The 24,552-nt window shown below is 69.6% G+C and carries 25 protein-coding genes; 10 read left to right on the forward strand and 15 right to left on the reverse strand.

What is annotated here, in order from left to right; translation table 11 throughout:
- Positions 1–35 precede the first annotated feature (35 nt).
- On the forward strand, positions 36–683 hold the full coding sequence (locus tag E4F61_RS07665) for a DUF937 domain-containing protein (protein ID WP_133479084.1): 648 nt from the start codon (positions 36–38) through the stop codon (positions 681–683).
- Positions 684–697: 14 nt separating this feature from the next.
- Here E4F61_RS07665 and E4F61_RS07670 read toward each other — a convergent pair whose 3' ends face one another.
- The 7 genes from E4F61_RS07670 to ffh all read right to left on the reverse strand — a co-directional run bounded on the left by E4F61_RS07670 (position 698) and on the right by ffh (position 5,670).
- A complete protein-coding gene (locus E4F61_RS07670; protein ID WP_133479085.1) occupies positions 698–1,096 on the reverse strand; it encodes an RNA-binding S4 domain-containing protein in 399 nt (132 codons plus the stop codon).
- Positions 1,097–1,139: 43 nt separating this feature from the next.
- Positions 1,140–1,874, reverse strand: coding sequence for a Mut7-C RNAse domain-containing protein (locus E4F61_RS07675; protein ID WP_133479086.1), 735 nt, complete (start codon positions 1,872–1,874; stop codon positions 1,140–1,142).
- Positions 1,875–1,967: 93 nt separating this feature from the next.
- On the reverse strand, positions 1,968–2,384 hold the full coding sequence (rplS, locus tag E4F61_RS07680; protein WP_133479087.1) for a 50S ribosomal protein L19: 417 nt from the start codon (positions 2,382–2,384) through the stop codon (positions 1,968–1,970).
- A gap of 108 nt (positions 2,385–2,492) precedes the next feature.
- Complete coding sequence (trmD, locus tag E4F61_RS07685) at positions 2,493–3,272, reverse strand: tRNA (guanosine(37)-N1)-methyltransferase TrmD (protein WP_133479088.1); 780 nt, start codon at positions 3,270–3,272, stop codon at positions 2,493–2,495.
- A 98-nt stretch (positions 3,273–3,370) separates the two neighbouring features.
- Positions 3,371–3,940, reverse strand: a complete 570-nt coding sequence (gene rimM / locus E4F61_RS07690) for a ribosome maturation factor RimM (RefSeq protein WP_133479089.1) — start codon at positions 3,938–3,940, stop codon at positions 3,371–3,373.
- Positions 3,940–4,197 carry a 30S ribosomal protein S16 gene (gene rpsP / locus E4F61_RS07695; protein WP_133479090.1) on the reverse strand — a complete coding sequence of 86 codons (258 nt, stop codon included), beginning with the start codon at positions 4,195–4,197 and terminating at the stop codon, positions 3,940–3,942. Before rpsP ends, rimM begins: the two co-directional genes overlap by 1 nt.
- Positions 4,198–4,302: 105 nt before the next feature.
- Positions 4,303–5,670 carry a signal recognition particle protein gene (gene ffh / locus E4F61_RS07700; RefSeq protein WP_133479091.1) on the reverse strand — a complete coding sequence of 456 codons (1,368 nt, stop codon included), beginning with the start codon at positions 5,668–5,670 and terminating at the stop codon, positions 4,303–4,305.
- A gap of 84 nt (positions 5,671–5,754) precedes the next feature.
- Here ffh and E4F61_RS07705 point away from each other — a divergent pair, with 84 nt between their 5' ends.
- The 5 genes from E4F61_RS07705 (at position 5,755) to E4F61_RS07725 (ending at position 11,403) form a co-directional block, all read left to right on the forward strand.
- The gene (locus tag E4F61_RS07705; RefSeq protein WP_162301444.1) at positions 5,755–6,549 is read left to right on the forward strand and encodes a cytochrome C assembly family protein; all 795 of its coding nucleotides are present in this window, start codon (positions 5,755–5,757) and stop codon (positions 6,547–6,549) included.
- An 89-nt stretch (positions 6,550–6,638) separates the two neighbouring features.
- A complete protein-coding gene (locus tag E4F61_RS07710) occupies positions 6,639–7,088 on the forward strand; it encodes a MarR family winged helix-turn-helix transcriptional regulator (protein WP_133479092.1) in 450 nt (149 codons plus the stop codon).
- Position 7,089: 1 nt separating this feature from the next.
- Complete coding sequence (locus E4F61_RS07715) at positions 7,090–8,562, forward strand: efflux transporter outer membrane subunit (protein WP_133479093.1); 1,473 nt, start codon at positions 7,090–7,092, stop codon at positions 8,560–8,562.
- The gene (locus E4F61_RS07720) at positions 8,559–9,737 is read left to right on the forward strand and encodes an HlyD/EmrA/EmrK family protein (RefSeq protein ID WP_133479094.1); all 1,179 of its coding nucleotides are present in this window, start codon (positions 8,559–8,561) and stop codon (positions 9,735–9,737) included. Before E4F61_RS07715 ends, E4F61_RS07720 begins: the two co-directional genes overlap by 4 nt.
- A gap of 118 nt (positions 9,738–9,855) precedes the next feature.
- On the forward strand, positions 9,856–11,403 hold the full coding sequence (locus tag E4F61_RS07725; RefSeq protein ID WP_133479095.1) for a DHA2 family efflux MFS transporter permease subunit: 1,548 nt from the start codon (positions 9,856–9,858) through the stop codon (positions 11,401–11,403).
- Positions 11,404–11,406: 3 nt separating this feature from the next.
- Here the strand turns inward: E4F61_RS07725 and E4F61_RS07730 are convergent, their stop codons facing one another.
- From E4F61_RS07730 to radA, 3 genes are all read right to left on the reverse strand, one after another.
- Positions 11,407–11,712, reverse strand: a complete 306-nt coding sequence (locus E4F61_RS07730; protein WP_133479096.1) for a hypothetical protein — start codon at positions 11,710–11,712, stop codon at positions 11,407–11,409.
- Positions 11,713–11,722: 10 nt separating this feature from the next.
- Positions 11,723–12,133: a nucleoside diphosphate kinase regulator gene (rnk, locus tag E4F61_RS07735; RefSeq protein ID WP_133479097.1), complete on the reverse strand. Its 411-nt coding sequence runs from the start codon at positions 12,131–12,133 to the stop codon at positions 11,723–11,725.
- A gap of 96 nt (positions 12,134–12,229) precedes the next feature.
- Entirely contained in the window at positions 12,230–13,636 is a 1,407-nt protein-coding gene (radA, locus tag E4F61_RS07740) for a DNA repair protein RadA (RefSeq protein ID WP_133479098.1), read from the reverse strand.
- Between the two features lie 176 nt (positions 13,637–13,812).
- Here radA and E4F61_RS07745 point away from each other — a divergent pair, with 176 nt between their 5' ends.
- Positions 13,813–14,022, forward strand: coding sequence for a hypothetical protein (locus E4F61_RS07745; protein WP_133479099.1), 210 nt, complete (start codon positions 13,813–13,815; stop codon positions 14,020–14,022).
- A 24-nt stretch (positions 14,023–14,046) separates the two neighbouring features.
- Here the strand turns inward: E4F61_RS07745 and E4F61_RS07750 are convergent, their stop codons facing one another.
- The 4 genes from E4F61_RS07750 to E4F61_RS07765 are packed head-to-tail and all read right to left on the reverse strand — an operon-like array spanning position 14,047 to position 18,999.
- Complete coding sequence (locus E4F61_RS07750) at positions 14,047–15,015, reverse strand: aldose 1-epimerase (protein WP_133479100.1); 969 nt, start codon at positions 15,013–15,015, stop codon at positions 14,047–14,049.
- On the reverse strand, positions 15,012–16,079 hold the full coding sequence (galK, locus tag E4F61_RS07755) for a galactokinase (RefSeq protein WP_133479101.1): 1,068 nt from the start codon (positions 16,077–16,079) through the stop codon (positions 15,012–15,014). Before galK ends, E4F61_RS07750 begins: the two co-directional genes overlap by 4 nt.
- The gene (galT, locus tag E4F61_RS07760) at positions 16,076–17,164 is read right to left on the reverse strand and encodes a galactose-1-phosphate uridylyltransferase (RefSeq protein ID WP_133479102.1); all 1,089 of its coding nucleotides are present in this window, start codon (positions 17,162–17,164) and stop codon (positions 16,076–16,078) included. The genes galK and galT overlap by 4 nt, the downstream gene beginning before the upstream one ends.
- Entirely contained in the window at positions 17,164–18,999 is a 1,836-nt protein-coding gene (locus E4F61_RS07765; protein WP_133479103.1) for a glycoside hydrolase family 2 protein, read from the reverse strand. The genes galT and E4F61_RS07765 overlap by 1 nt, the downstream gene beginning before the upstream one ends.
- Positions 19,000–19,082: 83 nt before the next feature.
- On the opposite strand from E4F61_RS07765, the gene E4F61_RS07770 reads away from it, so the two are divergent.
- Genes E4F61_RS07770 through E4F61_RS07780 form a run of 3 tightly spaced genes read left to right on the forward strand, consistent with a single transcriptional unit; the run spans position 19,083 to position 23,743 of the window.
- The gene (locus E4F61_RS07770; RefSeq protein WP_162301445.1) at positions 19,083–20,345 is read left to right on the forward strand and encodes a glycosyltransferase; all 1,263 of its coding nucleotides are present in this window, start codon (positions 19,083–19,085) and stop codon (positions 20,343–20,345) included.
- A 13-nt stretch (positions 20,346–20,358) separates the two neighbouring features.
- Positions 20,359–21,537, forward strand: a complete 1,179-nt coding sequence (gene glf, locus E4F61_RS07775) for a UDP-galactopyranose mutase (RefSeq protein WP_133479105.1) — start codon at positions 20,359–20,361, stop codon at positions 21,535–21,537.
- Between the two features lie 19 nt (positions 21,538–21,556).
- Positions 21,557–23,743: a sugar nucleotide-binding protein gene (locus E4F61_RS07780; protein WP_133479106.1), complete on the forward strand. Its 2,187-nt coding sequence runs from the start codon at positions 21,557–21,559 to the stop codon at positions 23,741–23,743.
- Between the two features lie 16 nt (positions 23,744–23,759).
- On the opposite strand, the gene E4F61_RS07785 is transcribed toward E4F61_RS07780, so the two are convergent.
- A partial coding sequence (locus tag E4F61_RS07785) for an efflux RND transporter periplasmic adaptor subunit (protein WP_133479107.1) occupies positions 23,760–24,552 on the reverse strand: 793 nt, incomplete at its 5' end.

The following is a 24,552-nucleotide window of genomic DNA, read 5'->3' on the forward strand; positions in this document are numbered from 1 at the left end:
CGTGGCTGACTTGACGCGTTTTCCGGAGAACCGCCATGAACGCTCCCTTGTTCGACGACCTTCTCGACCAGCTGCGCGGAGCGCCGACGCAGCAGATGTCGCAACGACTGGGCCTGTCGCCCGAAAGCACGATGCAGGCGGTCGCGACCGCGCTGCCGATGCTGCTGGGCGCGCTGCACCGCAATGCGCAGGCCGAGCCCGGCGCGCGCTCGCTCCTGTCGGCGCTTGAGGTGGACCATCGCGGCATCGATCCCGCCAATGCGCTCGGCACCGCGCTCGCGGGCGGCGGATCGGGCGCGGGCATCCTCGGCCACGTGTTCGGTACGCGTCAGCCTGTCGCGGCCGAAGCGGTGTCGAACGCGACCGGGCTCGGACCGGATCGCGCCGGCATGCTGCTGCGGCTTCTCGCGCCGGTGGTGATGGCCTACCTCGCGCGCCGGCTGTTCACGCCCCGCGAGGCCGACGGTCCGACGACGCCACAGCCGTCCCCCGACGGGCTGCGCACCGCACTGGGCGAGGAGGTCACGACATTGCGCGAGCGCGGCAACGTGCATCCGGCGCTGCTGTCGGTCCTCGATCGCGATCGCGACGGTGACGTCGACCTGCAGGATTTCACCGGCGCAGCCGCGACGCCGCTCGCCACGCAGACCGCGGAAATGCGCAGCCCGCGACCGCTGCTCTGACGCGTCGCGACGCCTCAGGCGGCGTCGATGTCGCCGAGCGCTCGGATCAAACGGCGCGCGCGCTTGTCGGGTCGCTGCTCCGGCGGCCTGAAGCCGTCGCGCTGGGCGGCGCGCATCGCCCTCGCCTCCTCGCGTCGTTTAGTCGACGCCTCGGTCTCCGCATACAGCGCCTGCGCGACGCTCGCCGGGCCGCGTACGTCGCTCAGCGCCAGCACGTCGATCTCGAACCTTTCATCGCCGCGCACGACGACCAGGCGGTCGGCCACGCGGACCGCGCGGGAGGCCTTGGCGCGCTGGCCATCGACCTCGACGCGCCCGGTTTCGATGGCCTGCTTGGCCAGCGAGCGCGTCTTGAAGAAGCGGGCGGCCCAGAGCCACAGGTCGAGGCGAACGGAAGTGGGGGTTTCGGTCATCGGAAGCAGGAGAGGTGGAAGCGGGAGCATGCCGCGCCCCGGCTCAGGGTAGATGAACGCCGGCAAGCGCCAGCCGCGCCCGCAACCGGCTTTCGTGGGTGCCGGGCCAGTAGACCTGCCCGCACTCCGTACACCGACTGAAGCGCTCGACGGCCTGCAGAACGCGCGTCGGCACGTCGTCGGCGACACCCGCCGCGTCGACGGGCTCGAGGCGGCCGTTGCACCGCGCGCATCGGGTGAACGGTGCGAACGAACGGTCGAGCCCGAAGCGGGCGCAGATCTCCGCGAATTGCTCGACGGGCGCCACTGCGTAGACGAACGCCGCGTCGTCGACATCGCCGCGTTTGAGCAGGGCGACGTCGCGGGTCAGCAGCACCCGGCGCCCCGCCTGCGCCGCTTCGCGCAGGACGTCGTCGCGGGCGAGCGCGCTGTACGCCGTGTCGATCCCCGCGAGTCGAAGGTAGCGCGCGAGACGGCCCAGGTGGGCGTCCAGCACGAAACGCGGCGGCAGGTCGATCGATTGCCGCTCGACGGGGTACACGTCGACCGTCTCGCCGCCGTGCACCCGGTGGGCGAGAGGCCGGCGCTCGCCGTCGACCTCGACCGCAGCCACCTCCACATGCGGGATGCCGATCGACTCGATCGGGTCCTTGACGCCGTGCGTGCCGTCGATCGGGATCTCGACGTCGCCGCCGCGCCGCGCCGGTGACAGGAAACGCGCGAGGCGTCCATGCACGCGCAGGCGGAGGTGTCGTGGCGATGCAGTCGAACGGGGCATGGCGCCAGCATCGGCAACGGGCCGGCAACGCCGCGCGACTCCCAAACGCGAACGGCCGCCCAAAGGCGGCCGTTCGGGCAGCGGACTCGCGCGTTACTGCTGCGCGGCGGCCGCGGCTGCGGCTGCGGCGGCCTTCGCCTTGGCGTTGCCCGCCAGGTCTTCCTTGATGCGCGCCTTCTTGCCCTGCAGGCCGCGCAGGTAGTACAGCTTGCCGGCGCGCACCTTGCCGCGGCGCTTCACGTCGACCGAATCGATCGTGGCGGAGTGCGTCTGGAACACGCGCTCGACGCCGAAGCCGTGCGAGATCTTGCGGACGGTGAACGACGAGTTCAGGCCGCCGTTCTTGATGCCGATGACCACACCCTCGTAAGCCTGGACGCGCTCGCGGTTGCCTTCCTTGACCTTCACGTTCACGACGACGGTGTCGCCCTGGCTGAAGTCGGGAAGCTTGCGGGTGATCTGCTCGGCTTCGAAGTTCTGGAGCAGCGTATTGAGGGACGGCTTGTTCATGGGCTTGGGCCTGTTGGTGTCGTTGTAGAGCCGCGAGTGCGCGTGGACCCGCGTGCCGGCGTCGGTGGAGCTAAGCCCGCGATTGTAACGGGATTTTTCCCGGCCTGGCTAGGGCCGGGCCTGGGTCGCTTCCGGGTCCGGCGGGATCGGCCCCGAGGCGTCGGCACGATACTGCGCGAGGAGCGCGGCATCGGCCTTCGATAGCGTCCGCCCCTCCAGCAGGTCCGGGCGCCGCTCGGCGGTCCGGCCGAGGGCCTGCATGCGCCGCCAGCGCGCGATGCGCGCGTGGTCGCCGGACAGCAGCACGTTCGGCACGGCCCCTAGGGCGTGCTCGACCGGGCGCGTGTAGTGCGGGCAGTCGAGCAGCCCGTCCTCGAAACTGTCCTGCACCGCCGACTCGGCGTCGTTCAGCACGCCCTCCTGCAGCCGGGCGATCGCATCGATCAACACCGCGGCGGGCAGCTCGCCGCCCGACAGCACGTAGTCGCCGATCGACAGCTCCTCGTCGACCTCCGCCCGTACGAACCGCTCGTCGATGCCCTCGTAGCGGCCGCAGAGCAGGATCAGGCGGGGCTCGGCCGCCAGGCGCCGGACGCCCGCCTGGTCCAGCCGCCGCCCCTGCGGGCTGAGGTAGACCACGCGGGCCGGTCCCCCGCCCGCCTGACGCGCTGAGGCGATCGCCCGGCGCAGCGGATCGATGAGCATGACCATGCCGGGGCCGCCCCCGAACGGGCGGTCGTCGACGCGCCGGTAGTTGCCCTCCGCGTGGTCGCGCGGATTGGTGCCGTGGATCGCCAGCAGACCGCGCTCGACCGCACGGCCGACCACGCCGAACGCCGCGCACTGCGCGACGAACTCGGGAAACAGGCTGACGACGTCGATGCGCATGGGCGAACCTGTAAAGGGCGATCAGGGAAGGCGCACGCCGTGCCGCGGCGTCGAACGGGCGCCGCGCGGGGGCATCGCGGGCGGTCCGGGGCGTTGCCTCAGAAGTCCGGATCCCAGTCCACGGTGACGCGGCCCACATCGAAATCGATCGACGTGACGTACAGAGGCCGCACGAACGGGATCATCCACTCGCGGTCGCCGTCGCGCGCGACCAGCACGTCGTTGGCGCCCGTCGCGAAGAGGTGCGACACGCGCCCCATCGACCGGCCCTCGGTGTTGACGACCTCGAGACCTTCGAGATCGATCCAGTAGACCTCGCCGTCGGCGGGCTTCGGCAGCGCGGAACGGTCGACGTAGACCTCCGTGCCGCGCATCGCCTCCGCGGCATCGCGGTCCTCGACGCCGGGGATCTCGGCGGCGAGCCCCTTGCCGGCTTGCCGACCACGAACGGTCGTCAGCTCGCGCTCGTTGCCGCGCGCATCCCGAAGGATCCAGGGCCGGTAGCCGAAGATGGCGGAGCGCGGCTCCGTCCAGCTTTCGAGTTTCACTTCCCCTCGAACGCCGAAGGCGCCGACCACCCTTCCAACCAGGATGCGGCGCCCCGGTGTCTTCGTCGGGGCACCTGCCGGCGCCCCGCTACCGCCCGTGCCAGGCACGGGCGAGGTCATCAGGCTGCGGCCTGCGCCTTGGAAACCTGCTTGAACAGGTCGGCGACCTTGTCGGTCATCTGCGCGCCCTGGCCGACCCAGTGCTGCACGCGGGCGACGTCGAGCTCGACGCGCTTGTCGTTGCCCGACGCGACCGGATTGTAGTAACCGACGCGCTCGATATTGCGGCCATCGCGGGCGCTGCGGCTGTCGGTGACGATGATGTGGTAGAAGGGGCGCTTCTTGGCGCCGCCACGCGTAAGGCGGATCTTGACCATGAGGTTCTCGTGTTGCCCAGCTGCCGGAATGGCAGGGTAAGCCGGCGATTTTAGCGGGATTTCCGCCCGCGGGGAACCCGGCGGGCGCTGCGGCCGCTTGGCCGGTCAGCGGAACGGCATGCCGCCGCGACCGCCCATCATGCCCTTCATGCCGCGCATGAGCCCCTTCATGCCGCCACCGGCCAGCTTGGACATCATCTTTTCCATCTGCTGGTACTGCTTCATCACCTTGTTCACGTCGGCCGGGGTCAGGCCCGCGCCCCTGGCGATGCGTGCGCGGCGCGAGCCGTTCAGCAGCGCCGGGTTGCGCCGCTCCTTCTTCGTCATCGAATTGATGATCGCGATCATCCGCGGCACTTCCTTGCCGGTGATCTGGTCCTTGAGGTGCGCGGGCACCTGCCCCATGCCCGGCAGCTTGTCCATGAGCCCGTGCAGGCCGCCCATGCTCTGCATCTGCTCGAGCTGGTCGCGCATGTCGTTGAGGTCGAATTTCTTGCCCTTGACGACCTTCTCGGCGAGCTTCTGCGCCTTGTCCTTGTCGACCTGCTGCTCCACCTGCTCGACCAGCGACAGCACGTCGCCCATGTCGAGGATCCGGCTCGCGATGCGGTCCGGATGGAAGACGTCGAGGCCGTCCGGCTTCTCGCCGGTACCGATGAACTTGATCGGGCGACCGGTGATGTAGCGCACCGACAGCGCCGCACCGCCGCGCGCGTCGCCGTCGGTCTTGGTGAGCACGACGCCGGTGAGCGGCAGCGCGTCGGCGAAGGCCTTGGCCGTCACCGCGGCATCCTGTCCGGTCATCGAGTCGACGACGAACAGCGTCTCGACCGGGTTCACCGCGCCGTGCAGCGCCTTGATCTCCGCCATCATCGCCTCGTCGATCGCGAGGCGGCCGGCGGTGTCGACGATCAGGACGTCCGCGTACGACTTGCGCGCATCGTCGATGGCGGCGCGCACGATGGCTTCGGGCTTCTGCGAGGCGTCGGACGGGAAGAACGTGACGTCGACCTGCTGCGCGAGCTGGCGCAGCTGTTCGATCGCCGCGGGTCGGTACACGTCGGCCGACACCACCATGACCTTCTTCTTGCGGCGCTCCTTCAGGTGCTTGGCGAGCTTGCCGACGGTCGTCGTCTTGCCCGCACCCTGCAGGCCGGCCATCAGGATAACCGCGGGCGCCGGCACGTTGAGGTTGAGGTCGGAGGCCTGCGCGCCCATCACGGCGGTCAGCTCGTCGCGCACCACCTTGATGAGCGACTGGCCCGGCGTCAGCGACTTCAGCACTTCCTGTCCGACCGCGCGCGTCTTGATGCGCTCGATCAGCGCCTGCACGACGGGCAGCGCGACGTCGGCTTCCAGCAGTGCGATCCGCACCTCACGCAACGCCTCGCGGATGTTCTCCTCCGTCAGGCGGCCGCGGCCGCGCAGGCGCTCGATGGTGCCGGAGAGGCGCTGGGACAGGGACTCGAACATGTGTGCAACCGACGACGAAAACGGTCGCGAAGTATAGCGGTCGAGGGCCGGCGGCCCGTGGAACGGCTGTGCCACACTTCGTCCATGGCGCTCGTCATCGTTTCCATCCTGTTCTACCTGGCCGCGACCGGCATGCTCGCGGCCGCGTTGCGCGCCGATCCGGTGTCCCCGTCCGAAGGCTGGCGCGTTCCCGCGACGCTGGGACTGGCCACGCATGCGACGGTGCACATCGCGGCGTGGAAGGAGGTCGGCGGGCCCGACCTGCACTTCTTCGCGGCGCTGTCGCTGGTCGGGCTCGGCATGGCGGCGCTCACGACCGCGGTCGCGGTGCGCGAACGCGTGGCCGCGCTCGCGGTGCTGGCATTGCCGCTCGCGGCGGTCCTGCTGGGGGCCTACCGCGCATACGGGCACGCGGCGTCCATGACGCTGGACTGGCAGCAGCAGCTGCACGCCGCGCTGGCGCTACTGGCCTACGCGACGCTGGCGGTCGCAGCCCTGCTGGGCGTCACGCTCTGGGTGCAGGAGCGTGCGCTGCGGCGTCGCGAATTCCACGGCTGGTCGCGTGCGCTGCCGCCGCTCGTGCAGCTGGAATCCCTGCTGTTCCGGACGATCGCCGTCGGCTTCGGCCTGCTGACCGCGACCCTCCTCACCGGTGTGCTGTTCGTGCAGAACCTCTTCGCCCAGCACCTGATGCACAAGACGGTGCTCAGCATCCTGTCCTGGCTCGCGTTCGGCGCCCTGCTGGTCGGCCGACGGCGGTACGGATGGCGGGGCGCGACCGCGGTGCGCTGGACGCTCTCGGCCATGGCCCTGCTGGTGCTTGCCTATTTCGGCAGCAAGGCGGTGCTGGAGCTGATCCTCCACCGGCAGGTCGCCTGAACCGTTTCCCGAACGGAACGCCGGCTAACTACTCGTCGATACAATATTTGCATTGACAACTATTGCGCGCGCACTTAAATTGCGCGCCCATGACGACGTCTTCCACCTGTAACGGCTCCTCGCTCGGCCTGATGTTCCGCCAGGTCCGCGACGCCATGTGGGCCTACATGGAGCGCGAGCTCCAGGCGGGCGGCCACGACCTCACCTTCAGCCAGTACATCACCCTCAAGACGCTCGGCGCCGGGCGTGCCGGGGTGTCCGAGCTCGCCCGCGCCGCGCAGCTGCACCCCGGTGCGATGACCCGCGTGCTCGACAAGCTGGAAGCGCAGGGCCTCGTCGCTCGCGTGACCGATCCGCAGGACCGCCGCGCGCTGCACGTCGACCTGACCGACGAGGGCCGTCGGCTGTGGTCGGTGGTCGGCGATTACGGCCGCCGCGTGCACGCCCGCGCGATGCACGGCTTCGACGCCAGCGAACAGGCGCGCCTCATGGACATGCTCTCGCGCGTCCGCGACAACCTTTCCTCCGATTCCGACTGACATGCGCCCACGAACCGTCACGCCTTCCGCCCGGCGCCTCGCCCCGCTCGTCCTCGCGCTCGCCGTCGCCGGCTGCGCCAGCACGCGCGGCATCGAGCCGCAGGAGCGACCGATCGACGCCGACACGCTCGCCGCGTCGCGCACGCTGGGCGCGGTCGCGCAACAGCCGGTGTCGCGCGACTGGTGGCGTGCATTCGGCGACCCGCAGCTCGACGCACTGATCGAGGAAGCCGCGCAGGGCCAGCCGACTCTCGCCGCCGCCGATGCGCGCGTGCGGCAGGCGGTGGCGCAGGCCGGCCTCGCCGACGCAGCACGTCAACCCAGCGTCGGAGCCACGGCGCAGTACTCGGGCATCCGGATCCCGGAATCGGTCGCGCCCGCGCCGCTCGGCGGCGAGTACAAGGGTGTGATCCTGCTCGGCCTCAACATCAAGTACAGCCCGGACGTCTGGGGCGGGCAGCGCGCGCGCTACGAAGCCGCGCTCGGCCAGGTGCGGGCGAGCGAGATCGACGCGCAGGCGGCACGCCTCACGCTGGCGTCGAACATCGCGCGCGCCTACGTCGGTCTCGCGCAGGCGTACGACGCGCTCGACGTGGCCAACGGCGAGAAGTCGCGCTCGCAGAAGCTGCTCGGCCTCGGCCGCCAGCGCTTCAAGGCCGGTGTCGACAACGAGTTGCCGGTGCGCAATGCGCAGGTGCTCGTCGATTCGGCGACCCAGCAGGCGCAGGCCGCGCAGCAGCAGATCGACGCTGCGAAGAACGCGATCGCGGCGCTGCTGGGCAAGGGTCCCGATCGCGCGGATTCCATCGCGCGTCCCACGCTGCTGAAGGCGCCGGCACCCGGCGTGCCCTCGGTAATTCCGAGCCAACTGCTCGGCGGCCGCCCCGACGTGGTGGCGGCGCGCTGGCGCGCCGAAGCCGCGAGCCGCGCGATCCATGCCGCGAAGGCGGAGTTCTATCCGTCGGTCAACCTGTCCGCACTCGTCGGCGTCGCCGCGGGCGGCCTCGCCGACCTGTTCTCGACGAAGGCCTTGCTCGCGCAGGGCGGACCGGCGATCTCGCTGCCGATCTTCGACGGCGGCCGCCTGCGCAATAACCTCGCCAAGGGCGACGCTGACTACGACCTCGCCGTCGCCGCCTACAACGGCAGCCTGGTGACCGGGCTGCGCGAAGTGGCCGATGCGCTCGACGACGCACGCGCGCTCGACGCGCAGATTGCGGCGGTGCGGCAGGCCCGCGGCGCCGCGCAGTCCGCGCTGACGCTCGCCAACACCCGCTACAAGGCCGGGCTCGCCACGCAGATGGACGTGCTCGCCGCGCAGCGTCCGTTGCTGCAGCTCGACCAGCAACTCGCGGCGCTGCGTGCGCAGCGCCTGATCGCCACGGTCGATCTCGACCAGGCGCTCGGCGGTGGCCTCGAGCTGACCGCGCCCTCCTCCGACTCCGATTCCGACTCCGCGACCGCCTCCCGATGAGCACACCCGCCCCCACCGCCCCCGCCGCCGCGCCTGCGAAGAACAGCAAGCGCCGTCGTGCGTTGATGATCCTCGCGCTCGTCGTCCTGCTCGCCGGCATCGGCTGGCTGCTCTACCACTTCCTCGTCGGTCGCTGGCACCAGGACACCGACGACGCGTACGTGCAGGGCAACATCGTCACGATCACCCCGCAGACCGTGGGCACGGTGACCGCGATCACCGCCGAGGACGGCATGCGCGTCGAAGCGGGCCAGGTGCTGGTGCGCCTGGACGCGACCGATGCGCAGGTCGGGTACGAGCAGGCGGTCGCGAACCTCGCGAACACCGTGCGCCAGGTGCGCGGCCTGTACAGCAGCGTGACCTCCGCGCAGGGCGAGATCCGCGCCCGCGAAGCCGCCGTCGCCAAGCTGCGCGCCGACGTCGCGCGTCGCAGCGGGCTGGTCGCCACCGGCGCGGTATCGGCCGAGGAGCTGAGCCATGCGCGCGACGACCTGGCGGTCGCCGAGGCCGCGCTGGCCACCGCGCGCGGCAACCTGTCGCGCAACCGCGCGCTGGTGGACGCGACCACCGTGCGCGACCAGCCGCAGGTCAAGGCGGCCGCCGCGCAGGTGCGTCAGGCCTACCTCGCGATGCAGCGGGGCGGGATCGTCGCCCCGGTCAGCGGCTACGTCGCCAAGCGCAGCGTACAGCTCGGCCAGCGCGTGCAGCCGGGCCAGGCGCTGATGACGGTGATTCCGCTGGAGCAGGTCTGGGTCGAGGCGAACTTCAAGGAAACGCAGCTCGCCAAGATGCACATCGGCCAGCCGGTCGAGCTGCACTCCGACCTCTACGGCGGCGACGTCACGTTCAAGGGCCGCGTCGCGAGCCTCGGCCTCGGCACGGGCAGCGCGTTCTCGCTGCTGCCGGCGCAGAACGCCAGCGGCAACTGGATCAAGATCGTGCAGCGCGTGCCGGTGCGCGTGGAGCTCGACCGCGCGCAGCTGGCGAAGCACCCGCTTCGCATCGGCCTGAGCATGAGCGCCGACGTCGACCTGCACGACCAGACCGGCCCGGTGCTGGCCAGCGCGCCGCCGCAGAAGCCGCTGCTCACGACCACCGCGTACGACCAGCAGATGAAGGCCGCGCAGGACCGCATCGACCAGGTCATCCGCGAGAACCTCTCGGGCCGCGGCTGATCGCCGCCGGCGCGCGCCCCACCGGGTGCGTGCCGCCACGAACGACGCCCGGCGCACGCGCCGGCGTCACCCGCATCGACGTCGACGCCGCTGCGCGCCGGCACAACGACAGGCATCCATGGCCGCTGCCCCCGCCCCCGCCAACGGCTTCCGCCCGCCGAACCTCGCGCTCGCGACGATCGGTCTGGCGCTCGCCTCGTTCATGCAGGTGCTCGACACCACGATCGCAAACGTCTCGTTGCCGACCATCGCCGGCAACCTCGGGGCGAGCTCGAACCAGGCGACGTGGGTGATCACGTCGTTCGCGGTGAGCAACGCGATCGCGTTGCCGCTCACCGGCTACATGACGCGCCGCTTCGGCGAGGTCAAGCTGTTCACGTGGGCGACGCTCGCGTTCGTCATCGCCTCGCTGCTCTGCGGCCTCGCGAACTCGATGGGCCTGCTGGTCGTCGCGCGCGCGCTGCAGGGCTTCGTCGCCGGTCCGATGTACCCGGTCACGCAGGCGCTGCTGATCTCGATCTATCCACCGAACAAACGCGGACAGGCGATCGCACTGCTCGCGATGGTGACGGTCGTCGCGCCGATCGCGGGCCCGATCCTCGGTGGCTGGATCACCGACAACTACAGCTGGGAATGGATCTTCTTCATCAACATTCCCATCGGCATCTTCTCGAGCTTCGTCGTCGGCCGGCAGCTCAAGGGGCGGCCGGAACGGCTGCAGAAGCCGAAGATGGACTACATCGGCCTCGCCACGCTGGTGCTCGGCGTGGGCGCGCTGCAGACCCTGCTCGACCTCGGCAACGACGAGGACTGGTTCAACTCCACGCGCATCGTGATCCTCTCGATCGTCTCGGTGATCTCGCTCGCGGTGTTCCTGATCTGGGAGCTCACCGAGAAGGATCCGATCGTCAACCTGCGGTTGTTCCGCCATCGCAACTTCAGCGCCGGCACCGCGGCGATGGTGATGGCGTATGCGGCGTTCTTCAGCGTGGGCCTGCTGGTGCCGCTGTGGCTGCAACGCAATCTCGGCTACACCGCGATCTGGGCGGGTTTCGCCAGTGCGCCGATCGGCATCCTGCCGGTGATCCTGACGCCGTTCGTGGGCAAGTACGCCACGCGCTTCGACCTGCGCGTCCTCGCGAGCTTCGCCTTCGTGGTGATGGCGGGCACGAGTTTCATCCGCTCGGGCTTCAACCTCGACGTCGACTTCAACCGCGTGGCGATGGTGCAGCTCTGGCAGGGCCTGGGCGTGGCGCTGTTCTTCATGCCGGTGCTGACGATCCTGCTGTCGGATCTCGAGCCGCACGAGATCGCCGCGGGTTCGGGCCTCGCCACGTTCGTGCGAACGCTCGGCGGCAGCTTCGCGGCTTCACTGACGACCTGGGCCTGGAACCAGCGCAGCACGATCCACCACGCGCGGCTGACCGAGCACATCGACGCCTACGACCCGGTGATCCGCGGAACCGTCGAGAAGCTCGGCCAAGGCGACCCGCAACGGGGCGCGGTCGTGCTCAACCAGATGATTTCGCAGCAGGCCGTGCAGATCGGCTTCAACGAGATCTTCCACGTGCTGGGTATCGTGTTCCTCGTCGTCATCGCATTCGTATGGATCGCCAAGCCGCCGTTCGCGGCGAAGGCCGGGCCCGCGGCCGCGGGCGGCCATTAACCGTCACGACCGCAGGGCAAGAAGCCGTGCGGTCATCGGCGACACGCCGGGCCTGACACGCGCGCGCACATCCCGACCCGGCGGCCAGCGCCGCTGCCAGTCGCGCAGCGCATCGACGTCGCCTTCGCAGACGATTTCCAGCGGCTCGTGTGTGGGGGCGTACCCGACCTGCGCCCAGGGGGCCAGGCGCGCGCGCATCGTCCAGCGATCGCCCGCGTGCACGCATTCGCCGCAGACGCCTTCGTCCGTCACGCGCCCGACCACCTCGAACGCGCGGCGATACCCGCCGCGCCAGCCCCGCACGACCATCGCCCTTCGGTTATTCGGGCAGGCCCGCCGCTTCCGGCTGGTAGGTCACGCGTGCGACGCGCAGCCGTGAGATGCGTCCGCCGGGCATCGGCCAGTCGATGGACTGGCCGACCGACAGGCCCAGCAGTGCCGCGCCCATCGGCGCGAGGATGGACACATGGTGCGCGTCCACGTCTGCCGCCTCGGGATACACGAGGCGCAGCGAATGCTCGACGCCAGTCACCTCGTCCACGCAGACGACGTCGGAATTCATCGTGACCACGTCCGGCGGGATGTCGGCCGGCTCGCGCACGTCGGCCCGGGCGATCTCGCGCTCCAGCAGCTCGGCCGTGGCCGAGCCCGCGGCCCGCGGCGAGGCGATCAGCGCCTCCAGGCGGCGTGCATCGCGGATGGACATGATCAGGCGCGGCAGAGCGGACATGGAGCCTCCAAGTGAAAAAGGACCCGGCGTCGGCCAGGTCCTGTCAGGGGCCACCGTAGCGATGCGGGCGCAGGGGGTCAACCGCGCGGGGCGCGCTCAGGCGTGCTCCAGCGCGTCCGCGAGGCGTTCCACCGCGATCACTTCCATGCCGGCCACCTTGCCCGACTTCGGCGCGTTCGCCTTCGGCACGATCGCGCGCTTGAAGCCGTGCGTGGCGGCTTCCTTCAGGCGTTCCTCGCCGTTCGGCACCGGGCGGATCTCGCCGGACAGGCCGACTTCTCCGAAAGCCACGGTCATCTCGCCGAGCGGCCTGTCGCGCAGCGACGAGAGCACGGCCAGCAGCAGCGGCAGGTCGACCGCGGTTTCCTGCACGCGGATGCCGCCGACGACGTTGACGAACACGTCCTGGTCGCCGACCGCGACCCCGCCATGGCGATGCAGCACCGCGAGCAGCATCGCGAGGCGATTGCCTTCCATGCCCACCGCGACGCGGCGCGGGTTCGACAGCGGCGAATGGTCGACCAGCGCCTGCACCTCGACCATCAGCGGCCGCGTGCCCTCGCGCGTCACCATCACGCAACTGCCGGGCTGCGCTTCGCGGCTGCCGGAAAGGAAGATCGCCGACGGGTTCGGTACTTCGCGCAGCCCCTTGTCGGCCATCGCGAACACGCCCAGCTCGTTGACGGCGCCGAAGCGGTTCTTGAACGCGCGCAGCACTCGGAAACGGCTGCCCGATTCGCCCTCGAAATACAGCACCGCATCGACCATGTGCTCGAGCACGCGCGGGCCGGCGATGCCGCCTTCCTTGGTCACGTGGCCGACGAGGAACACCGCGGTGCCGGTTTCCTTCGCGTAGCGCACGAGCCGGGCCGCGCTTTCGCGCACCTGGCTCACCGAGCCGGGCGCCGCGGTGAGCGTTTCGGTCCAAAGCGTCTGGATGGAGTCGGCGACGATCAGGCGCGGGCCCATCGGCGCGGCCTGCTCGAGGATGCGCTCGATGCAGGTCTCGGCCAGCGCGTGCACGCCCTCCAGCGGCAGCCCGAGGCGCACCGCGCGGCCCGCGACCTGCGCCAGCGATTCCTCGCCCGTGACATACAGCCCCGGTAGCGACTGCGCCATCAGCGCGACCGCCTGCAGCAGCAGCGTCGACTTGCCGATGCCCGGATCGCCGCCGACCAGCACGACCGAGCCGTGCACCAGGCCGCCACCGAGCACGCGATCGAACTCGCCGATGTGCGTGGTCTCGCGCGATTCTTCGGATACGGTGACGTCCTTGAGCGCCGTGATCGCGGGCGGATCCACCTTGCCCGCCCAGCCGCTGCGGCGCGACTGCGCGACGCCGGACTTCTCGGGCACGGCGGCTTCGAGCGCGATCTCGCTGAGCGTGTTCCAGCGGCCGCAGTCCGTGCACTGCCCCTGCCACTTGCTGTGCTCGGAGCCGCACTCGGCGCAGACGTAGGCCGTGGCGCGGCGCGCGCCGGATTTCGCGGACTTCCCGATCATCGAACCCCTCCGTCGAGCACGCAGGGTAAACGGCGGAGGTCGCAGCCGGTAAGACCACGAACGCGCAGCCGGGCGTGCGGTATCGCCCCGCCAATCGGAAACGCCGCCCCCACCGCCGCTGAGGCGCGACTCACGCCCGCGACGCTAGCTTCGAGCGACCCACCGGAGGCACGACGATGACCGACCGCAACCCGCACGACGCCGGCAAGAACATGGGCCAGGGCCTTGCCGGCGTGAACGACAACCAGCGCCGCGACCTGCTGAACCGGGGCGGCGACCAGCGCACCCGCGACCAGCAGGGCGTGAAGTCGTCCTCGCAGCGGACCGACGAGTCCGGCAAGGCGAAGGACGATCCCAGCCGCGCACCCGAGTCCGGCACACCCTGATCGCCCCCGAGCCGCCGCGCTGCCTCAGTGCAGCGCGTTCTCGGTCGCTTCGACGCGCAACCGCCATGTCGCCGCGAAGCGACCGCCCGGCGCGACCTCGGGCAGATGCGCGTGGCTGCGCAGCGCGTCGGCCGGCGCCGTCATCGGTTCGAGCGAGATGTAGTCGTGACCCGGCGGCGCGTAGATCTGCGCGAACGGGAAGTTCTCGAGGAAGTCGACGCTGATGCGGCGGCCATTGCCGGAGATCGACATCGATGGGCTTGGACCAATGAGGGCGAAGCCGTGGTCGAAGTCGAGGTCGGCCAGGCGGTCGTCGTACGGCGGCAGGTCGGTTCGCTCGCCGACGGGCAGCAGCCTGTCGTCGAGCACGATGCCCTGCATGGCCGGCAGCGTGAGTTGCCACTGCGTGCGTCGCAGTCCGGGCACGCCGATGTAGGGATGGAAGCCGAAACTCACCGGCACGCGCATGCCGGCATTGGCGAGCACCGCCGTTTCGACGGTAAGGCCGAGGCCGTCGAGCGTCGCGGTCATCTCCACTTCGTGCTCGAACGGGAACACCGCGAGCAACTCCGGGCGATTCCAGCGCAGGCGGCTGCGCAGGCGGCGGTCGCTCGCCTCCTCCACCTGCCATCCCAGCTTCGGCCACGGCACGCCGTGGATCACGATGTCGTTCCAGTCCTTCATGAGCCACGGGGACGCCGGGTCGAGTTCGACCTCCTTGCCGTCGAAGTCGTAGCGCGGCCCGCGCAGGCGGTTGGCCCATGGGTAATTGAGTGGAATGCCCACGGACATACCCGTCACGAGCGCCTCGTCCATCTCGTCGACGCGCCGCAGGATTTCTTCGCCGCGGTGCTTGAGCGACGTGCCGAGCATGCCCTGTTCCGGCCGGAATACCGCCACGAGGCCCCCGGCCGCCAGCGTGTGCGTCCGCGGCCGCGCCGCGCCGCGCGCTTGTGCCGTACCGGTCTGCAATGGGTCTTCCCGCGTCGTCATGCCTGCCCTCCCGCGACCGGCACCAGCACGCGGCCGCGCTCGCCGTACTGCCGCACGACGTCCGCACCCGCGCGCCGTGCCTCGCCGGCGCGGCACAGCGCGACGCAGGCGCCGCCGAAGCCCGCGCCGGTCAGGCGCGCCCCGTGCACCGACGGATGCGACTGCAAGAGGGCCACCAGTCGGTCGAGTTCCGGCACCGAGACCTCGTAGTCGTCGCGCAGGCTGGCGTGGGAGTCGTTCATCAGCTGCCCGAACGTCTCGGCATCCACGCCCTGCAATGCCGTCAGCACGCGTCGGTTCTCGCTCACGACATGTCGCGCGCGGCGGCGATGCGGCTCGTCGAGCGCTTCGACCCGCTGCGGATCCTCGACGTCGCGCAGCGCCGGCACGCCCAGCGCGCGCGCCGCAGCCTCGCATTCGGCGCGCCGCGTGTTGTAGGCACTGGCCGCCAGCGAGCGGCTGAGGCCCGAGTCGACGACCAGCAGTTCCGCGCCCGGCGGCATCGGGACCAGCCGCCGCTCGAGCGTGCGCGTATCCAGGAACAGCATGTGCGACTCGTCCGCGAGGCTCGACGCCATCTGGTCCATGATTCCGCAGTTCACGTGGGCGAAGTCGATTTCGGCCCGTTGTGCCATCTGCGCGATGCGCACGTCGTCGATGTCGAGCGACAGCAACTCCCGCAACGCGCGCAGCGTGGCCACCTCCAGCGCCGCGCTCGACGACAGGCCCACGCCCATCGGGACGTCGGAGCGCACGTGGACATCGAGGTGCGGCACCTCCACGCCCATCGCCATGACGCAGCGGATGCAGCCGTAGACGTAGGCCGCGAAGTGGTCGCCCGGCAGCGTGTCGCGCCCGAAGCGCGATTCGCTTGCGAGGTCCGCCGCATGCACGACGAATTCGCCGCCCTGGTTCGGCCGCAGCGCGACCGTCGTCTTCTGCGGGATCGCGGCCGGCAGCACGAAGCCGTCGTTGTAGTCGGTGTGCTCGCCCAGCAGGTTCACGCGGCCCGGAGCCGACGCGACCACCGTGGGCGCTCGACCGAAGATGTCCTCGAAGCTCATGCGTCGATGTCCACGTCGATGGCCTGCAGCTCGCGCGCCTTGTCCTCCGGCAGCGCGTCCATGGCGAACCAGCCGGCCGCGATCTCAGTGCCGGCGAGGTACTTGAGTCGGTCGCGCGTGCGGTACGGCGGGTAGATCTCCGCGTGCAGGTGCGATTCCGGATGCGGCTCCCCGTCGGTCGGCGCCTGGTACCACGCCATCAGGTACGGGAACGGCCGGTCCCACAAGGCGTCGTACTTCATGAGCACGGTTTTGAGTGCGCGCGCGAGGTCCGCGCGCTGCGCATCGCCGAGGTCGCAGAACGTGGCGACGGGTTCGATCGGTGCGACCCAAACCTCGTACGGATACCGGGCGGCCGCCGGCACGAAGGCGACCGCGTGCTCGCCGCGGTAGATCAGCCGCTGCGCGTCTTCGATCTCGCGGGCGATGTGATCCTGCAGCACGCCTCGGCCGTGCTGCCGGTAGTAGGCCGACGCCACCTGCTGCATGCGCGCCGGCACGGGCGGCACCGCCGGATACGCGTAGATCTGCCCATGCGGATGGTGCAGCGTCACGCCGACCTCGGCGCCGCGGTTCTCGAACGGCAGCACGTAGCGGATCGCGTCGAGTTCGCCCAGCCGGGCGGTGCGATCGGCCCAGACACGCAGCAGAAGTTCAATGTGCGACAGGGGCAGGCGGCCTAGCGCGGACAGCCGGTCCTGTGTGAACACCACGACCTCGCACTTGCCCGTGCCGGGCGCGGTATCGACGATCAAAGCCGGCACCTCGTCGGCGCCAAGGCTCAGCGACGGGAAGCGGTTGTCGAACACCGCCACGTCCCAGTTGCCCTGCGGGAGTTCCGTGGGTGCGGCGGCGTCGACCGTGACCGCCAGCGGGTTGTACTCCGGCGGCGGCAGGAACGTTCGGTCCTGCCGGTAGGCGGCGTAGGTGATCCATTCGTCACGCAGCGGATGGCGGCGCAGGTGCGGGCTTCGCCCCAACGGCTCGAGGAAGGGGCTCGGCGCAGCGCCGACCGCGCCCATAGGCTCCCGCGCGTAGAGCGTGAGCGAGCGGCCATCGGGCTTGGTCAACGCCAGCGTGTGCATCACGCGGCGCCCTGGATATGCGTGCGCGACATGCCGACCGCCTTGCGGATCTGCTCGATCGGGATCTTCGGCACGCGGTCCTCGGTCAGCAGGCCGTTCGCCTCCTGGAAGGTGTCGGCGAACTGCGTGTAGCAGTACCCGCTGAAGAGCGCGGTAAACGTCACCGCCTCGATGAGCTCGTGGAACTTGCGCGCGAACTCGTCCGCGGCCTCGGCCACCGAATAGCCCCAGATTTCGGCCGTCTCGCCATCCACGTCGCTGGCCTTGCGCGGGCGCGTGTCGAATGCGATACCGCCGAATTCCGTCAGCATCACCGGTTGGCCGCGGTGCGGATAGCCGTCGAGCGTGAGGATTCGCCCGCCCGGGCGGCGACGGTCGAACAGCTGCTCCGTGCTCACTTCCGGCCCGTAGCGCTGGCGCATGTGTTCGATGTTGGCGTCGTAGTCGTGGATGCCGATGATGTCGGTATCGCTGCTTTCCCAGCCGTCGTTGCCGATCACCGGCCGGGTCGGGTCGAGCGTTTTCGTCAGGTAGTAGAGCGCGGCCACCGCGTGCTGGTGCGCGCCCACGGACGTCAGCTCCGGCACGCCCCAGGACTCGTTGAACGGTACCCACGTGATGATGCAGGGGTGGCTGAAATCGCGCTCGATCGCCTCGCCCCACTCCTTCACCGTGCGCTTGATCGCGGTGCGCGTGAAACGGTACGCCGACGGCATCTCCTCCCACACGAGCAGGCCCAGTCGGTCGGCCCAGTACAGGTACCGCGGGCTCTCGATCTTCTGGTGCTTGCGCACGCCGTTGAAGCCCATCGCCTTCGCGAGTTCGACATCGCGGCGGAGCGCGGCGTCGCTCGGCGCCGCCAGCAGCGTCTCCGGCCAGTAGCCCTGGTCCAGCACGAGCTTGAGGTGGTACGGGCGACCGTTGAGCATGAACCGGTCGCGCAGCACGCCCACCGAGCGCAGCGCCGTATACGAACGCACCTCGTCCAGCACGACCTCCCCCTGCCGCAGGCGGATCACGGCATCGAGCAGCTGCGGGCGCTCGGGGCTCCACAGCAGTTCGTTGCGGAAATCGTCGATGCCGGGGTCGGACAGGATGATGCGGCGGTCGACCTCGCCGTCGATGACCATGTAGCGATCATTCGCCACCAGACGATCGCGATGGCGGATCTCCACGTCCATGGTCATGCCCTCGCGGATCTCGCCGGCGACGCGCGCTTCGAACGTGAGCGCGAAGCCTTCGACGTGCGGGGTCCAGCGGACCTTCTGGATGTGCGTGCGTGCGACCCGCTCGATCCACACCGTCTGCCAGATACCGGTGGTACGCGGATACCAGATCGAATGCGGCTCGAGTTGCCAGTCCTGCTTGCCGCGGGGCTTGTTCAATTCATGCGGATCGTCCTCGACGCGAACCGTCACGACCTGCAAGCCTGAAGAGTTCAGCGCGCCGGTGATATCCGCTTGAAAAGGCGTGTGTCCGCCTTCGTGGCTCGCGACGAAATGGCCGTTCACCCACACTTTCGCGGCGTAATCCACCGCGCCGAAGTGCAGGATCACGCGCGAATCGCCGCCTGCCTCCACGTCGAAATCACGCTGGTACCAGCAAGCTTTGTGAAACCCGCGATCACCGATCCCGCTGGCCACCGATTCGATCGGAAACGGCACCTCGATCCGTAACGGCCATTGCTCGATCTCGCAGGGATGCGTGTAGCGCTTCTCGTCATCGAACGCGAACAGCCACGAACCGTCGAGCGAGCGCCAGTTCGCACGGCGCAGCTGCGGCCGGGGATAAGCATCGTCGTCGCAGAAGCGCTCCGCGTCAGCCAGCGTCGTCATGGATGTGTATTCGTTTTCGGATTTCACTTGTTCGAGATGCCGTTCACTCAAGACTCATGTTTAACCAATTCAGTGAGAGCGCCATGTCAAAGGAAACGAGTTCGGTAAGCGTCGAAGGCGACGCCGGGATCATGGACGGCTCCGCACCGGGCGCGTCGAATGCCGCTTCGGCGGCCGCGGTCGCCGCAACGGGCGACGGCCGGGAGGATTTCCCGATCATCGTGCACTGCCACCTGCGATGGGATTTCGTCTGGCAGCGGCCGCAGCAGATCTTTTCGCGACTGGCGCGCCAGCACGCGGTGCTCTTCATCGAGGATCCGGTCATCGCCGAGGGCGAACCGCGCCTGGCGATCGACGAGCCGTATCCGAACCTCGTGCGGATCGTCCCGCAGATCCCGCAGCACCTCGCCGTGGATGCGGACCACGACGCCGAAATCTTCCTGCCGCAGATCAAGCGCGCGCTTCGCGAGCACCCGCTTCTGGCCGGCCGCTTCGACAACGCCGTGCACTGGTTCTATTCGCCGATGCCGGCACCGGGTTACATGGGCCAGCTCGGCACCGTCGGCGTGGTTTACGACTGCATGGACGAACTGGCGAACTTCCGCTTCGCTCCACCGGACATCGCGGATCGCGAGCGTTTCGTGATGTCCAATGCGGGCGTGGTGTTCACCGGCGGCTACCAGCTGTTCGAGTCGAAGTCCAGGCACCATGGCAACGTGAACTTCTACGGCTGCGGCGTGGACGTCGAGCATTACGGCAGCGCGCGGGACGCGGCGACGGAAGTTCCTGCCGCGGTGGCGTCGACGCCGGGCCCGCGCTTCGGCTACTTCGGCGTGATCGACGAGCGCCTCGACTACGAGCTGATCAGCGCGTTGGCCGATCGATTCCCCGAGGCGTCGATCATCATGGCGGGGCCGCTCGCCAAGGTCGACCCGGCCGAGTTGCCCAAGCAGCCGAATATCCATTGGCTGGGGCAGCAGCGCTACGAGGACCTGCCGGCGATCGTCAAGGGCTTCGACGTCTGCCTCATGCCGTTCGCGCTCAACGAGGCGACCAAGTACATCAATCCGACGAAGACGCTCGAGTACATGGCGGCGGGCAAGCCCATCGTCTCCACCGCCGTCGCCGACGTCGTCCGCAACTTCACGCCCATCGTCGACATCGCCCGCTCGCCGCAGGAATTCGTCGATGCGGTCGAGCGCGCCTGGCGCACGCCGGACGCCGATCTCATCGCACAGGGCATCGAACGCGCGGCCGGCGCCAGCTGGGACGCCACCGTCGAATCCATGCGCAACGACGTCCAGCAGGCCCTGTGGGCCGACGTCCGCACCCAAGCCGCCGCCTGACAGGAATCCACATATGAAGACAGACGTACTGATCGTAGGCGCGGGCTTTTCCGGCTCCGTCGTCGCACGCGAGCTGGCCGAGCGCGGCTACCGGGTCCTCGTGATCGACAAGCGCGACCACATCGGCGGCAACGCCTATGACCGCATGGACGCGCACGGCGTGCTGATCCACCCCTACGGGCCGCACATCTTCCACACGAACGCGGACCGCATCGCCGAATACCTCACGCAGTTCACCGAGTGGCGTCCGTACGAGCACCGCGTGCTGGCGAAGGTCGAGGACAAGCTCGTCCCGATTCCGATCAACATCGATACGGTCAACGCGCTGTACGGCATGGACCTAGACGAGGACACGATCCAGGGCTTCTACGACTCGGTACGCGAGCCTCGCGAGAAGATACGCACGTCGGAAGACGTCGTGGTCAATGCCGTCGGACAGGATCTCTACGAGAAGTTCTTCCGCGGCTACACGCGCAAGCAGTGGGGCCTGGACCCGTCCGAGCTCAACGCATCGGTCGCCGCGCGCGTGCCCACGCGCACCAACCGCGACGATCGCTACTTCACCGACAAGTTCCAGAAGATGCCGGCGGAGGGCTACACCAAGATGTTCGAGCGCATGCTCGATCATCCCAACATCGCCATCGAGCTCGGCGCCGACTTCTTCGAGCTGCGCGACCGCGTGCAGGCGCGCCACATCGTCTACACCGGTCCGGTGGACGCGTTCTATGCGTACTGCTATGGCCACCTGCCCTACCGCTCGCTGCGCTTCGAACACGAGCATCTGCCGGACACCGAGTGGTACCAGTCGGTCGGCACGGTGAACTTCCCGAACGACTATGCGTACACGCGTACGACCGAGTTCAAGCACCTCACCGGCCAGCAGCACCGCGGCACGTCGCTGGTGCGCGAGTTCCCGACTGCGGAAGGCGACCCCTACTACCCGGTACCGCGCCCCGAGAACGAACTGCTGTTCAAGAAGTACGAGGCGCTTGCCGAGCAGGAGCAGGACGTCACCTTCGTCGGCCGCCTCGCCCAGTACCGCTACTACAACATGGACCAGTGCGTCGGAGCCGCGTTGAAGTCGGTGGACTACATCCTCGAAAAGATGGGTGACGACGAGCGTGCGCCGGTCGATCTGGTGGTGGCGCAGGCCACCGCGACGCCGGCGCCGCTGATCGCCGCCAAGCGCTGACGGGGAACCGGCCGAAACGATGACGCAAGGCAACGGACGGCTCGAGCTGTGGGGCGGCGTGGAATGCACGGTCAACCGCGTCGGCGACCAGTTCATCCGACAGCTCGAGCGCAACGCGCACTGGGAGCGGATCGACGACCTCGACCGCTTCGCCTCGCTGGGCATCCGGGCGATCCGCTATCCCGTGCTGTGGGAACAGATCGCCCCGTTCGGGCTCGCGTCGGCGGACTGGTCGTGGCCTGACGAGCGGCTCGCGCGACTGCGCGAGCTCGACGTCACGCCGATCGTCGGGCTGGTGCACCACGGCAGCGGCCCGATCGACACCAGCCTGGTGGATCCGGAGTTTCCGTCGAAGCTCGCTGCCTATGCACGTGCGGTCGCGGAGCGCTACCCGTGGGTGGCGTACTGGACGCCGGTCAACGAGCCGCTGACCACCGCGCGCTTCTCCGGCCTGTACGGCCTCTGGTACCCGCACGGGCGCGACGAGGCGACGTTCCGCGAATGCCTGTTCAACGAGTGCCGCGGTGTGGTGCTCGCGATGCGCGCGATCCGCGAGGTGAACCCGTCGGCACGGCTCGTGCAGACCGATGACCTCGGCAAGACCTACAGCACGCCCGTTCTCGAATACCAGGCGTATTTCAACAACGAATTGCGCTGGCTCGCCTGGGACCTGCTCTGCGGCCGCGTGGACCAATCGCACTACCTGTGGGCCTGGCTCACCGATCGCTGCGGTGCGACGCCCGAGGAGATCCTCTGGTTCCGCGACAACGCCTGCCCGCCCGACATCGTGGGCGTGAACCATTACATCACCAGCGAGCGCTTCCTCGACGACGACGTCGAGGACTATCCGGACCATCATCGCGGCGGCAACGGCCGCCACCGCTATGCCGACGTCGAAGCCGCGCGCGTGCTCGCCCAGCCCACCGGCGGCATCGGCCCGCTGCTGGCCGAATGCTGGGCGCGTTACGCGCTGCCGATCGCGGTGACCGAGGCGCACATCGATGCGCGTCGCGAGGACCAGCTGCGCTGGCTCGCGGAGATCTGGCGCGGCTGCGAGGACGCGCGGGCGAGCGGCATCGACGTGCGCGCCGTCACCGTGTGGGGAATGCTCGGGCTTTACGACTGGAACTGCCTGCTCACCGAGGTGCGCGACTACTACGAGTCCGGCGCGTTCGACGTCCGCAGCGGCACGCCGCGTCCCACGGCCGTTGCGCACCTCATGCGGGATCTCGCCCGCGGCGACGTTCCCGCGCACCCGGTGCTGTCGGGCAGCGGCTGGTGGAAGCGCGACGATCGGTTCTTCACACCGCCGCGCGCGGTGCCCGGCCTGCAGTTCCCGCCGCGACCCGTCACGGGCGAGGCGCACGCACCGATCCTCGTCACCGGCGCGACCGGCACGCTGGGCCGCGCGTTCGCCCGCATCTGCGCCGAGCGCGACCTCAACTGCCGCGTGCTCAGCCGCGGCGAGATGGACATCGCGGATCCGGCGTCCATCGAACGCGCCATCGACCTCCACCAGCCCTGGGCCATCATCAATACGGCAGGCTACGTGCGCGTGGACGATGCCGAGCGCGATGCCGAGCGCTGCTTCCGCGAGAACACCCTCGGCCCGGCCAACCTCGCCGCGGCATGCGCCCGTCACGCGCTGCCGCTGGTCACGTTCTCCAGCGACCTCGTCTTCGACGGCGAGAGCGATTCCCCGTACGTGGAAACCGATGCCCCGCGTCCGCTCAACGTCTACGGCGAGAGCAAGGCGCGCGCCGAGGCGCTGGTGCTCGACCGGCATCCGGATTCACTCGTCGTGCGCACGAGCTCGTTTTTCGGGCCGTGGGACCAGCACAACTTCGTCAGTATCGCGTTGCGCGCGCTGCGCAGCGGCGAGCCGTTCTTCGCCGCGCAGGACATGACGGTATCGCCTACGTACGTGCCCGACCTCGTGCACGCATGCCTCGACCTGCTGATCGACCGCGAATCAGGCATCTGGCACCTCACCAACGATGGCGAGATCACGTGGGCCGACCTCGCACGACGCGCGGCCGCGCTGTCGCAGGTCGACGCGAGTGCGCTGCAGGCCTGTGGCAACCAGCACGCCACGCTGCCCGCGCGCCGCCCGCGCTACAGCGCGCTCGGTAGCCGCCGCGCGTTCCCGATGCCGACGCTCGACGACGCGCTCGCGCGTTACGTGCAGCAGGCGACGCGGCACTGAGGCGGGAGCGACGGCGTCAGCCGTCCTCTGCCGTTGCAGCCAGCGTGACGCGGCTGCCGTCGCGCAACCGGTCGCCGGGATAGAGCACCACCGCCCCACCCTCGCGAAGTCCCGACAGCACCTCGGCGCGCGTCTCGCCCACGCGCCCCACGTGCACGCGGCGCAGCCGCGCCCGGCCGTCCTCGATGGCGTAGATCGCCCAGCGGTCGCCGTCCCGGAACAGCGCGGCGACGGGCAAGGAAAGCACGTTGGAGCGACGCCACACCAGGAAACGCGCATCCACGCGATAGCCGTCGCCCAGCGCGGCCGGTGGCGGATGCAGCAGCCGCACGACCACCGGCACACGCTGCTCCTCGACGCCCAGCGCGGACACCTTGACGAATGCGCCCGGCTCGACGCGCCACACGCGAGCGGCCAGCACGCCGTCGCCGCCCCAGTTGCGCAGCTCAACCGGCGTGCCCGGCGCGATCCGCACCGCGTCCGAGGTGAGCGCGTCGACGACGACCTCGAGGTCGCGCAGGTCGCCGAGTTCCAGCAGCGGCTGGCCCGCGGTCACCACGGTCTCGCTTTCGGCGACACGTCGCACGATGCGCCCATCGACCGGTGCCTCGACCGCGATACGAACCGACGCCGCATCCGCGGCGCCCTGCACGTCGAGTACCGACCGCGCCGCACGCGCCTGCGCCCGCGCGGCGGAAACGCGGGCCGCCGCGGCCACGGCGTCCGCGCGGGCGACGTCCGCCTCCGTGCGCAGCGCGTCCACGTCGCCACGCGGCACCAGTGCGACGCGGCAAGCCGGACCACGCGCG

The organism is Cognatilysobacter segetis, assembly GCF_004359965.1.
GTDB classification, from domain to species: Bacteria; Pseudomonadota; Gammaproteobacteria; order Xanthomonadales; family Xanthomonadaceae; genus Cognatilysobacter; species Cognatilysobacter segetis.

Excerpts from the sequence above, each read along its gene's own strand:
- E4F61_RS07705 (WP_162301444.1), top strand. The coding sequence starts at position 5,755 with ATGGCGCTCGTCATCGTTTCCATCCTGTTCTACCTGGCCGCGACCGGC.
- E4F61_RS07670 (WP_133479085.1), bottom strand. The coding sequence starts at position 1,096 with ATGACCGAAACCCCCACTTCCGTTCGCCTCGACCTGTGGCTCTGGGCC.
- ffh (WP_133479091.1), bottom strand. The coding sequence starts at position 5,670 with ATGTTCGAGTCCCTGTCCCAGCGCCTCTCCGGCACCATCGAGCGCCTG.
- E4F61_RS07780 (WP_133479106.1), top strand. The coding sequence starts at position 21,557 with ATGACGCAAGGCAACGGACGGCTCGAGCTGTGGGGCGGCGTGGAATGC.
- E4F61_RS07750 (WP_133479100.1), bottom strand. The coding sequence starts at position 15,015 with ATGACGACGCGGGAAGACCCATTGCAGACCGGTACGGCACAAGCGCGC.
- trmD (WP_133479088.1), bottom strand. The coding sequence starts at position 3,272 with ATGCGCATCGACGTCGTCAGCCTGTTTCCCGAGTTCGTCGCGCAGTGC.
- E4F61_RS07710 (WP_133479092.1), top strand. The coding sequence starts at position 6,639 with ATGACGACGTCTTCCACCTGTAACGGCTCCTCGCTCGGCCTGATGTTC.
- galK (WP_133479101.1), bottom strand. The coding sequence starts at position 16,079 with ATGAGCTTCGAGGACATCTTCGGTCGAGCGCCCACGGTGGTCGCGTCG.
- E4F61_RS07745 (WP_133479099.1), top strand. The coding sequence starts at position 13,813 with ATGACCGACCGCAACCCGCACGACGCCGGCAAGAACATGGGCCAGGGC.
- rimM (WP_133479089.1), bottom strand. The coding sequence starts at position 3,940 with ATGACCTCGCCCGTGCCTGGCACGGGCGGTAGCGGGGCGCCGGCAGGT.
- rplS (WP_133479087.1), bottom strand. The coding sequence starts at position 2,384 with ATGAACAAGCCGTCCCTCAATACGCTGCTCCAGAACTTCGAAGCCGAG.
- E4F61_RS07720 (WP_133479094.1), top strand. The coding sequence starts at position 8,559 with ATGAGCACACCCGCCCCCACCGCCCCCGCCGCCGCGCCTGCGAAGAAC.
- rpsP (WP_133479090.1), bottom strand. The coding sequence starts at position 4,197 with ATGGTCAAGATCCGCCTTACGCGTGGCGGCGCCAAGAAGCGCCCCTTC.
- E4F61_RS07730 (WP_133479096.1), bottom strand. The coding sequence starts at position 11,712 with ATGGTCGTGCGGGGCTGGCGCGGCGGGTATCGCCGCGCGTTCGAGGTG.
- rnk (WP_133479097.1), bottom strand. The coding sequence starts at position 12,133 with ATGTCCGCTCTGCCGCGCCTGATCATGTCCATCCGCGATGCACGCCGC.
- E4F61_RS07665 (WP_133479084.1), top strand. The coding sequence starts at position 36 with ATGAACGCTCCCTTGTTCGACGACCTTCTCGACCAGCTGCGCGGAGCG.
- E4F61_RS07675 (WP_133479086.1), bottom strand. The coding sequence starts at position 1,874 with ATGCCCCGTTCGACTGCATCGCCACGACACCTCCGCCTGCGCGTGCAT.
- radA (WP_133479098.1), bottom strand. The coding sequence starts at position 13,636 with ATGATCGGGAAGTCCGCGAAATCCGGCGCGCGCCGCGCCACGGCCTAC.
- E4F61_RS07770 (WP_162301445.1), top strand. The coding sequence starts at position 19,083 with ATGTCAAAGGAAACGAGTTCGGTAAGCGTCGAAGGCGACGCCGGGATC.
- E4F61_RS07765 (WP_133479103.1), bottom strand. The coding sequence starts at position 18,999 with ATGACGACGCTGGCTGACGCGGAGCGCTTCTGCGACGACGATGCTTAT.
- E4F61_RS07725 (WP_133479095.1), top strand. The coding sequence starts at position 9,856 with ATGGCCGCTGCCCCCGCCCCCGCCAACGGCTTCCGCCCGCCGAACCTC.
- galT (WP_133479102.1), bottom strand. The coding sequence starts at position 17,164 with ATGCACACGCTGGCGTTGACCAAGCCCGATGGCCGCTCGCTCACGCTC.
- glf (WP_133479105.1), top strand. The coding sequence starts at position 20,359 with ATGAAGACAGACGTACTGATCGTAGGCGCGGGCTTTTCCGGCTCCGTC.
- E4F61_RS07715 (WP_133479093.1), top strand. The coding sequence starts at position 7,090 with ATGCGCCCACGAACCGTCACGCCTTCCGCCCGGCGCCTCGCCCCGCTC.